At 54.0% G+C, this 10,641-nt stretch carries 9 protein-coding genes; 7 read left to right on the plus strand and 2 right to left on the minus strand.

Annotated elements, in window-relative coordinates:
• Window positions 1-274: transporter substrate-binding domain-containing protein (locus FBQ85_19555; GenBank protein ID MDL1877332.1), on the plus strand; the 274-nt coding region annotated here is incomplete at its 5' end.
• Here the strand turns inward: FBQ85_19555 and FBQ85_19560 are convergent.
• Window positions 231-569 carry an enoyl-CoA hydratase/isomerase family protein gene (locus FBQ85_19560; GenBank protein ID MDL1877333.1) on the minus strand — a complete coding sequence of 113 codons (339 nt, stop codon included), beginning with the start codon at window positions 567-569 and terminating at the stop codon, window positions 231-233. The genes FBQ85_19555 and FBQ85_19560 overlap by 44 nt on opposite strands.
• Window positions 570-672: 103 nt before the next feature.
• On the opposite strand from FBQ85_19560, the gene FBQ85_19565 reads away from it, so the two are divergent.
• The gene (locus FBQ85_19565) at window positions 673-2,025 is read left to right on the plus strand and encodes a VanZ family protein (protein MDL1877334.1); all 1,353 of its coding nucleotides are present in this window, start codon (window positions 673-675) and stop codon (window positions 2,023-2,025) included.
• A gap of 104 nt (window positions 2,026-2,129) precedes the next feature.
• Here the strand turns inward: FBQ85_19565 and FBQ85_19570 are convergent, their stop codons facing one another.
• Window positions 2,130-3,656 carry an SDR family NAD(P)-dependent oxidoreductase gene (locus FBQ85_19570; protein MDL1877335.1) on the minus strand — a complete coding sequence of 509 codons (1,527 nt, stop codon included), beginning with the start codon at window positions 3,654-3,656 and terminating at the stop codon, window positions 2,130-2,132.
• Between the two features lie 803 nt (window positions 3,657-4,459).
• Between FBQ85_19570 and FBQ85_19575 the strand changes: the two genes are divergently transcribed.
• The 5 genes from FBQ85_19575 to FBQ85_19595 form a co-directional block, all read left to right on the plus strand.
• Window positions 4,460-4,648 carry a hypothetical protein gene (locus FBQ85_19575; protein ID MDL1877336.1) on the plus strand — a complete coding sequence of 63 codons (189 nt, stop codon included), beginning with the start codon at window positions 4,460-4,462 and terminating at the stop codon, window positions 4,646-4,648.
• 4 nt (window positions 4,649-4,652) lie between these two features.
• Complete coding sequence (locus FBQ85_19580; protein MDL1877337.1) at window positions 4,653-5,876, plus strand: radical SAM protein; 1,224 nt, start codon at window positions 4,653-4,655, stop codon at window positions 5,874-5,876.
• A 302-nt stretch (window positions 5,877-6,178) separates the two neighbouring features.
• A complete protein-coding gene (locus FBQ85_19585) occupies window positions 6,179-7,072 on the plus strand; it encodes a class I SAM-dependent methyltransferase (protein ID MDL1877338.1) in 894 nt (297 codons plus the stop codon).
• Window positions 7,006-9,204 carry a hypothetical protein gene (locus tag FBQ85_19590; protein ID MDL1877339.1) on the plus strand — a complete coding sequence of 733 codons (2,199 nt, stop codon included), beginning with the start codon at window positions 7,006-7,008 and terminating at the stop codon, window positions 9,202-9,204. Before FBQ85_19585 ends, FBQ85_19590 begins: the two co-directional genes overlap by 67 nt.
• The coding region (locus FBQ85_19595; protein MDL1877340.1) for a hypothetical protein at window positions 9,158-10,641 on the plus strand (1,484 nt) is incomplete at its 3' end. The genes FBQ85_19590 and FBQ85_19595, both read left to right, overlap by 47 nt.

Consider the following 10,641-nt stretch of genomic DNA (forward strand, 5'->3'; position numbering starts at 1 on the left):
TGATGAGCGCCAGCCCTATGCCGGCTATGCCGCCCAAAGTCCCGGAGCGTTCAAGCTGGTGGGCGAGCCGTTCTCGGCGGAGAGCTACGGGATCGGGGTGCGCAAGGGCGACGACGCGCTGCGCACCCAGATCAACAATGCGCTCGTCGAGATGGAGAGCGACGGTTCGTGGCGGGCGTCGTTCGCGGCCAACTTCGGCGCCGCCGGGTTCGCGCTCATGATCCTCCTCCTCACCCCCTGGGGAGGACGCCGCCGGCCGTGGCCGTGCCGTTGATTGCTGCAATGATCGGCCGCGGAAAGCTGAACAATTGTTTGAAGACGATATCGAAATCCTCCAAAAAACGGCTCATCGGTTTGCGGTTCAATTCATACATCGTAATCAAATCCAGGCCGGCGCAAAAAAAGCGTTCGTATCCGGTAAGCACCAGGCCTTTGAGATTGGCGGTTTGGGCCTGGCGCAAGCCGTTCTTCAACGCCTGAAGTACGCGCTGGTTGAGCGCATTCGCGCCGCCGGCGTGCAGGTGCAAAATCCCTAATCCATCTTTTTTTTCCAGCGTGCAAGCTTCCATGCCTTCTCCCTTTCTTTGGCGTTAAGCCTCTTCAACCTTGTGACAGCATCATGACGCATACTAAAACAAAACCGGGCACATTGTCAAGGGGCAACACGAACACATGAACGATTCGCTGCGGCCGGCCGCGCACGCGCTGCTGTTGCTCGTGACGCTCGCCGTGTTCATTTTGACCACCGTGCCGTTTCAAATGGAGGCCTCGCGGCAGGGCATTACGCGACGCTGGCATCATGCCGAGCGCACGCCGTTTCACAATGCCGAAGGCCGCCGCATGTCCGGTTCGGACACGCTGGGAAATCTGTTATTGTTTCTGCCGGTGGGTTTTTGCCTGCACGGTTGGCGCATGGCGCGCCGGAAGAATCTAACGATATCCGTTATTCCCACCGTTGTTGCCGCGGGGCTGTTCAGCCTCGGCATCGAGTTTTTTCAACTTTTGTTAAGTGACCGCTTCACCTCCATCAATGACGTAATGAACAATACGCTGGGCGCGCTGGGCGGCGCATGGCTCGCGCGGCGGTATTATCTCTCCGGCGTGCGGGCCATTCTCGCTTACATGCGATCCTGGCGGCGCCGGCCGGGCATGCTGGTGCTGCTTGGCCTGGGCGTGAGTTATCTCGTGTGGGCGGTCGCGCCGTTTCATTTCACCCTGAGACTCGAGCGGTTGTGGCATAACTGGCTGCATTGGACCCACTCCCTGCGCTACTTGCCCAATCTCCTGGAAAGCTGGTTGAGCGCCGATCAGCGTGAATACTGGCCGCTGGAAGTTGGGGAGAATTTTATCTTCGGCATGATTTTCGGAGGCGTTTTGCTGCTTTGCCGAAAGTGGTATTGGCCGGCGCACAAGCTTGCAAAAGAAGTGCATATCCTCGCCGCGTTCTTTTTGCTGCTCGCGCGCAATGCTTTGTTGTTATTAAGCCAAACCGGCAGGCCGGATATTCTGCCTGACCTGGCCTGCTTTCTCGGTGTGCTGCTTAGCGGTTTTCTCTTTTCACGCGCAGCATTTGCCGGCAGCGACGCCGGTACGATGCGCCTGCTGTCATTCTTTTATGTCTGTTTTTTCATGCTTGTGCTGTTGCGCCCCGATTTTCCCGAGCTGGCGCGGCAGCCGCAAACACCAACCGGCAGCGGCCTGCTTGCCGAGTTATTCGCCTCGCTGCAGCCGCGCTATTTGCTGCGGCCGGATGCACAGCCGCTGCGGCTGTTCGCGAAAGCTTGTTTGGTGATGATCCCGCTTGCGTTTGTATTCGCGCAACAGTTGACCCGGCGCGCGCAAAGCTTCGCGGCCAGACTCGGCAGCGGAGTCTTGCTTGCGGGCGGATTGGGCTTGCTGCTTCAGCTCATGCGCCATTATGTGTTGCAGGCCGAGGCAAGCTTGCTCACGGTGTTTGCGTTGATGGCCGGCGCCGCTATGGGAATTTGGCTGGAAAAATGGTGGCAGGGAAAATGCGGAAGTTGAAGCGGCTATCGTGATCAAGAAGAATGATTGGGAGGGCGAACAATGATAAAAGTTGTGATTTAAAGTAGCGTGATTGCGCCGCAGGAAAAGAATTACACCACGGATTAGCGAAGGCCCACCTCTTTCACAGGAAATTCCAGCAATAGCGATTCAGCGCCTGTGGAAATATTCGCCAAAAATGTCCGCGGCAGCACAACTATTTGCGCATGTGAATCATCCCGCAAGCGCGCGAGCAGGCGCAAAGCTTCTGCCATCGGAATCCGGTCGAAGCCCTGCTCTGCCTCTGCCAGAGGCGGCCAGTTGATGCTCAATGCCGGCAAGCCCATGCTACGGCGATGTTGCGCCAGGCTGTCCATGAAGGCATTCGCAGCGGCATAATTGCTTTGGCCGGGTGAGCCAAGCACCGCCGCGGTTGAGGAAAACATCACGAAGAAATCAAGCGGCAAATCTTGTGTGAGCACATGCAGGTTCCACGCGCCGGAAATTTTGGGGGCCATCACCGTTGCAAAACTTGCCCAATCCTGCTCTAACAGCGCGCGATCATCGCGTACGCTTGCGGCGTGAATCACCCCGCGCAAGGGCGGCATGCCTTCTTGTGATTCTGCCAGCGCCTCCGCAAGCTGGTCGAGGTGGGCAACATCAGCCTGCATCACGCGCACGGCGACCGCTTTTTGTTTGAGTTCTGCAATTGCGGCTGCAGCTTCCTCATCCGGCTGATTGCGGCTCAAGAGTATGAGATGCTGCGCGCCTTGGTCAACAAACCATTGTGCAGCACGCAAACCCAGGCCGCGCGTGCCGCCGGTGATGAGAATCGCGGCTGGCTGCTGGTTGCTGGTTACTCGTTGCTCGTGGCAGGCTGCGTGCGGCTCATCAGGCCCCGGTTGAATTGTGGCAGATATTTCGATGCGCGCCAATCGGGCGACGTAACGTTCGCCTGCGCGAAACGCCACTTGATTCGCGCGCTCGCCGGCGCGAAGTTCATCAAAGATTTGTTGTGCCGCGGTGTGCGCGTTACCGTTTGAATCTAGATCAAGGCAGAGGCAGCGCAATTCCGGATGTTCCTGCGCGAGTGTGCGGCCAAATCCCCAGAGTGAGGCGGGCGTCAGGTTGAGCGGTGAAACCGGAGGCGTAACCGCCAGCACGCCGCGCGTCACCAGGCAGAGGCGCGGTAAGTTCCCGCCCGGCGTTTGCATCAGGCTTTGCGTGAGAAAGAGCGCGCTGCCGCAAACACGCTGCTGCCCGGCTTCAAGCTGCACGCAAAAATTTTCAATGAGGCGCTCGTCATCGAGACTCCACAAGTGAATCACGCCGCGCAACGGCGGCCTGTTCATCTCCTGCACCTCCTGCAAAAGCCTGCGATAATGCTCCGCCTCTTGCGGCACGAGACGGAAAACACCGGCAGCGCTCTGCTCATATCTCAGCCCCGGCAGAACGACGCAACATTCCTCGCCCGCGTCTTTTAGCAAATTTTGTAAGGTAAACCCCCAACCACCCTGATCCGCGAAGATGAGCCACGCGCAACTCCGGCCGCGCTCAGCGTTTTGCAACGAGGCGCGCGGCTGGAGTTGCCAGGTGATTTCATAGAGCCACTCTTCGGGTCCGGAAGGCTTGTCGCCGACGGTAACTGTCACGCTTTATCCTATGCGCGTTGCGCTTCGGGGGAGGGATGCACTGCAAGGCGTTATTGCGCCAGAATTTTTCTTGCCTGCTCTTCTGACAGCCGTTCTAACTCATCCAGAATTTTGCTGATGTCTTGGGTATCATCGAAAGTCAGGATGACGGGATCCGGTTTTTCCGGGGCCAACTTTTTCACCTCGGTTGATTTCATCTCGTTCTCCAATTAAAGAATGTCCATTTTCTTTGCCAGGTACTTGCAATTGTGCCTGCTGGCGCGGAGCAGCTCGTCTTTTGTCCCCGAACCTAAATTTGAAAACACTGCCTCCGCTATAGTAACGGCAATCCGGAGGAAGTGCGGGAAATTTGGGGAGAAAACTGCAATTTCGAGAAAATTTTCAAAAATTAATATTTTCGCTTTACGCAGCCTAGACAATTGAGTTTACTTAAAACCGTATTCATGTTTCCAATTTTGCCCCACCTCAGATCTCGAGAGTTGTGCTATGGGGAAAGCAAAGTGTTTGAGGTTTGATGTCGCTTATAATTTGTGATTAAACTGATCATCAATACGCCACGAATTTTTTGTCCTATTCTTTGGGAACGGAAAGTCGTGGTGTTTTGTTTTTGATAAACAAGCAGGCTTTAATAATGTGGGAACACCATTTAACCGAGTGTAAACTGTGGGGGATACACCTACCTCCAAAACGGAAACCTCCTTACCTTGATCAACTCTTCAATACGATGGCGACAAGGATTGTCAATTCATCGCCAGGGTGTGGCGCTCACCTCCAGACAATAGAATTACGGAAAGGGCGCCGTCATGGCTGGTACTGCTGGTTCTAAATACGGTGTCATCAATGATGACTTGCCATTAAAAAAAAGCAAGGGCGGTATGGAAGCCGGCCTGACGAGCAAGGACGCCCGCCGAACTGAGACAGAACTCAAAGATTTGCGACCGCTGATCAACGCCCGGCTGAAACGCAATTCGCCGGCGCAAGCAAAGCCGTAACCACATGCCGTTTTCAATGTTTGAAATTTGGGACGCCTTCATCTCGCCAACGCATGCTTCTGTTGATCAGAAAGCCGAGGCCTTGCACCGCTTGCTGGCCACGAACGCAAAGCTGACGTGGTTCGACATTGACTTGCACAAAGCCTGCAACCTCACCTGCAATCATTGCTTCTATCATGACAATTATCCCAAAAGCACAAGGCCGGCGTTAGCGCCTGAACTTTTGGAAGAAGCAATTCGCCAGGCTTTGCAGGCTCGCATCAATGTGCTGACCTTCAGCGGCATGGAGCCGACACTTTCGAAGAACTTTTCGTTGGCTATTGAATCGGCAGTCGCCGCGCGCGCGAACCACAACCTTGCCGCCAAAATCGGGTTGATCACGAACGGCTTGACCTTGCCGCTGCAGCTCGACTTGCTCGAACAAAATCCCGTTGATTTTATCGACGTGTCACTCGACGGCTGGGAGGCTCATAATCTCATTCGCTCGGGCACGCGCGATCGCGTTCTGACAAATTTCAAACTGGCAAAAGAACGGCTGCGCGCGACGCGCGTCGGCACTTCAACCGTGCTGCGCAATGACAACGTTTTCGATGCCATTGCGATGATCGAGCATCTCGCCGAGTTTTCGAATTATTTCTACTTCGAGCCGGTGGTTGCTGCGGTGGATAAAAGCGTGCCCTCGCTGGCCTCGAGCAATCTCCTGGCGTTTGTCGCAAGACTTCGCGCCCTGGCCGAAAAGCTGGCGCAGCGCGACATGCGATTTTCGATTTTGCTCAATGGCGATCAAACACTGCCGTTGTTTTACGCCGGTATTTTGGAGCCTGAGCAAATCGAAGAAGATGAGCTGCATTCGCTGTACATTCGACAGCATTTTGGCAAAGTGGAGATTGATTTTATTTTACGCATCGTGCCCGAGTATTTTTGGCGGTCCGCGCGTTTGAGCTACGACGGCTACTGGCTCGGCACCTGCGACTTGCTGCAAGCGCCGAATTATCGCGAAGTGGCCAGCGGCAGTTTTGTCGAAACGCCGGATCTGCAGCAGCTTTTTCAACACTCGCTCGGCCGCGATACCATTTTCTATCAAATGCTGCAGGATCTTTTTCAGAACCCTTGCGGGCATACCGGTCGCGAACAACAATATTGCTTGAGCTGTTTCAGCACACACATGGTGAAAATGATACACCGGCGTTATGGCAGCCCGTGGGCGAATGTTCAGCGTGCGGCATGATGCAGCAGACTCTGAAAACGCCTGTTTCTGATTTCGAGAATCATTACACCCATGCCACGGCCTAGCCGTGGCAGATCATCATCGATTGATGAGATTTCTCAGCGATTAAGGAACGCCATTTAAATAACTTACTCATTTTGGGAACCGCCAATAAACGCGAATATCCGCTAATTTTAAAATTCGCGTTTATTGGCTGCATTCGCGGTTTGAGATTTGGGCAAGTTATTTAATCGACAATCCTAAACATGTCAAAGCCTATCGGCCATATCATCTGATTTCGACTCAATCATACGACACCTCTATTGCCAACTCGCCTGATTGACATGCCCTCGAATCCTTCCCCCAGAAAGGAAGCGCAACTTCTACAGGAATTCTACAATGCCTTTGCAACGCATTACGACAGCTTTTATGAATTGATTGATTATGAAGCCTGGGCTGCGCTCATTCAACGCGAGTTGGACGAATGGCTTCCCGGTTCGCGCTGTATTCTGGAAGCCGGCTGCGGCACCGGCGCTGTGCTGCAAGAAATCGCGGGAGATCCGCAGCAAACCTGCATCGGAATGGATATTAGCCGGGCGATGCTTGACATTTGCCAAAAAAAATCCTTTGTTAAACAGCGCGCAGCATTGGTGCAGAGCGATCTCTTGAGCCTGAGTTTTCAAGAGGCGAGCTTTGATGCAGTACTCGGTATTTTCAGTTTGCTCAATTCCTATTCACACGCAGCACGCGGCCTCATGCTGCAAGAAATCCGGCACGTGCTCAAGCCGGGCGGCATTTTCCTGACAGATTTTGCCACAGCGCATCGGTATCATGAGCTTCGCGCCGCGGCAGAGCGGCACGAAGAAACTTCGCATTCCGAACCGGCGTTCAATCTGCATCAAATCTTTCTGGCTGAACCGAAAATCGAACCGCACGCGCAGACGGAAGTTAGTCTGCATGATAGATTTGTGATTGACCGGACGCTCAATACCAACAAGCATACAGCGCGACATCGGCTATATTTTTTCGAAGCCGAACACCTGGCCGCTGAATTCTCGGCGGCAGCTTTCGAAATTCTGAAAATCATTCCCCTGTTGCACCACAGCTCAGCGCCGGCACCCAATCGTCTCATGTTGATTGGACGCAAGCCATGCAGCGATTCTACGCTGAAATCATCGATGAATGTATCGAGAAATTTCGTCTCGAAGACGGCTTGACGTTCAATTTTTCCCTGCTGGATTTCCGGGGAGAAGTCTTCCATAACTACGGCCTCAAACCGCCCCTGCCGGAACACGATCTTCTGCGCCTCCTGACCCACGCGCAAAAATACATCAATGAGGAGGGCCGCCAAAATCCTGCGTTCCCCAAATTGCTTGATGCCCTCGCTGATGATATGTCGCGTTCTGATGAAGCCGCCAGGGCAGTATATGAAGTTGTCTTTGAGAATCGCCCCGCGTCCACATTGCCGCCCGTCACCTCCAAGCACATTGCGCGGCTCGTGAGTTATTTGCCGACCAAACATTATTGGGACAATTCCGGCCTGATCTATCGCCGTGCTTGTCAAGATGAAACCAATTTTTCAAAAATTTATCTCTCGCACTATTTGTATGACGAGCAACATCGCCGCGCCGAAGAAGTGTTGTGCCGTGAAATCGGCATTCCTGCCGCCGCCATTGATTCCTATCATTTGAAGGAGAAGTTCGCAGAGCTGCATAATCAGCCGTTTCGGCGTAATGATGAATTCTTCGGCCTTGAGTCTCGTGATCGTGAATTGTACGAGCTTTACGGCAGGCTCTATGATTTGCTGAATTGGGGAGCTTCGAATCCTTCCTCGGTCATCAGTTATCTCGATGCGCACAGCCAGCAATTCGAATTCTATAATTGTGTCTTCCCCATCGTTTTTCACGGCGTTTACTACGGCGTCGCTTACTTCGATCTGCCGGGAGATTATTTTCATCGCACGCGCAACGTCGCGGAAAAACTCAGCCGCATTCTGGCCAAAGGCCTGACGTTTGTGAATCATTATTTTCCGGCGATGATCTTTGACGCCTACAACAGCCGTTTGATCAATCGCTTTACGCGTGAGCAGGCGGAATCGGCGCACGAGGTGGTGAGATTGGTGAACAGCAAGGTACCTTTTCATTTTTGCTACGATTTTGAAACCGGCCGCGTCTTTTCTTTTGAGCTGCCGCAGGGAGAGATCAGCAAGCAAATGCTGGAAAACCGCTGGCCGGCAAAGCTTGATTATGCTTCGCCGGATTTTGTCGATAGATTCGCTCAACTCAATTCGCAAGCGCACCCGGCACAACTGCGCGCCCTGCGGCAACAAATCTTCACCCATGATTTGGTTTTTGTTTTTGATCTGAACCTGCTGCCGGGCCGGGAAAAATGTCTGCCCATTCTCGAAAGCCATTTGGGCCAGGCGGCGATTGTGCTGCAAACGCTCAAAGATCAGGGCGAGCGCAAAGTCTTCAAAGAACGCATGCACATGCTCGATATGCTGGCGCACGATGCCAAGATCACGCGCGAGCTGCTTATCGCCGACATGTTGGATGGCCTGGAGCCTGATATCGCTGCGCAACAGTTGATCGAGCAAAGCCGCAAAGAAAAAGTGATGCGCAACCTGCTGCTGCGCCGCCCCGGCGGCATGCGCGAAGGCGCGCCGGAACAAGCCATCCGGCAAATTAACCTGACCGATCTCTTCGTCAGCTTGTTTTGCAAAATCTGGCGCGCCTGGCTGAAAAGCCGGCGTTTCGGCGAAAGTTTCCGCCGCAACCGCCACCCGGCTTTTCTGCTTTCAGCCGAATCGCCGCGCTATGAGGTTTTGGATTTTTTGCAAGCGCATTTAAAAGTCTGGCCCGGACAACCCGAGCGCGCCTGCCTGGACGTCTTGCGCAACAGTTTTATCGCGCTTTCAGAGAACGCCGAAATTTCCATTGCCGCGCCGCCGCTGTTAATGAGCGAGCAGGCGATACATCGCATCGAAGCGATACTTTACAATCTGTTGAGCAATCTGTTCAATCATATTTCGCCGTCGCGGCTCACCGGCTGCACTGAATGCGTCATCCGGCTGGCGGCGGCGCGGCAGGATAAGGGCGTTTATTTCAACTTTAGCATGAGCAACAGCACCGACACCAAAGAACGCTTTGCGGAAGACATCAAGGCAATGTTGCGCAGCCAGGAAGTTCGTGGCTTGCAGATTCTCCGCCATCTCATGCGCGTGCATGAGCGGGAAAGTCCGGCGGAGTTCAGAGTTCGGCAGGAAAATTACATGTGGCACATCCATCTCGGGAGGGAATGCCGTGACTGCAGTGAAAACATGCTGGTCGATACTGGTGCTGGAGGATAATCCCAGTTTGCGCGAATCCCTGCGCAGCAATTTTGCGGTGTTGCTCGGCGAGGCCGTACACGTTGAGTTTGCCGCCAGTATTTGCCACGCCATCGACAAAATCAAGCAGCGCATGCGGCGGCGCGATCCTTACGATGCATTCTGGATCGACCTTTACCTCGATTACTTTTCCTATGAAAACGATCACGGTGAAATCGTTGCGCCGGATTCATTCGCGCAAATCATCGATCTTGCCGCTTTTCAGCAACGCCATCCGCTGGCTGAGTTGAGATTGATCTCACTCCTGCATGCCCTGGAGGTGACCATTACCCCGCCGCACAAGAATCCGCAACATTACACGGCGTATGAAAAACTGCGTGTGTTGCAGAAGTTCACGCCGTTCTGCCTGCCTGCGGCCAAGTCAAGCTATGAAAGCCTGCTGGAACTGGTGGAGCTTCATTTGCGCAGCACTGATCATGAGCAGGCGGAGCAACACGAGGAAAATACCTACGCGGGTTATGCGTTGGATTTTGTGTTCCGCCAACTTTTGCAATGGGTGGCCAGCCCGGCGCAAAAAGAGCTGGCGCTCAGCGACGATGATTTCGAGGCGTGGGAGGCGCCATTGCACATTCCGCTGCTGCCGGAACGCGAAGTAAAAAGCGATCAAAGTTGGACGCTTTTTCATGCCTGGGTCCAGCAATTTTATAATCATGTTGCCCTGGGCGTGAAGCATTACGAAGACTATCATCGCGTGAATCCGCTGCTCGCGGAGTTGATCCGGCTGAAGCCCGACGGGTATCCCCAGTTCCTCGTCAACACCGCCTATCCAAGCCGGCGCCGCGACATGCTGCAAGCGTCTGCCGTCTGGCCGGCGGAAAATGTCACCGTGGCGCATCACGATTTCAAGGGCGGGACGATCGATGATGATTTGGTAGACTATCTTTTTCGCCTGTGCCGGCGTTTGCGCCAGCCTTATTTGTTGATGCGCAGCCGGCGCCGCGGCGCAAACACGTTTCATCTCGATGAACATTTGCTGTCTCCGTTGCCGGCGTTGCAGCCCGATCAAATTTTGCTGAGCGATCGTGAGTTTGGCCTGCAATTTACAGCAAAATCCTTTTTCCCGGATTTGATGGGGCATTTTGAAAAGCATTCGGAAATTTCCACGGCCGCGATTGCGGAGTTGCGCGCCCTCGCATGGCGGGAAGTGCAGCAGGCGTTGCTCGAGCGTCAACCGGCAACCGTGCAAAAGCAATGGCTTTTTATCCCAACCAAGTTTTTCTCTGCCGAGACCAATCGTGACCATTTCAGACTGGCGGTGGAAACCGTTTCAGGCAAACGCAATCTCACCAGTCTCACCTTCGATGAGGGGCGCTGGATTTTGCTCGAATTGGTTTGCCGGCGGTGGTTTCCAAAATGCTTTTTGATGCACAGCACGTGGACAACGCTGGAAGACCGGCA

The organism is Cytophagia bacterium CHB2 (assembly GCA_030263535.1).
Classification (GTDB): domain Bacteria; phylum Zhuqueibacterota; class Zhuqueibacteria; order Zhuqueibacterales; family Zhuqueibacteraceae; genus Coneutiohabitans.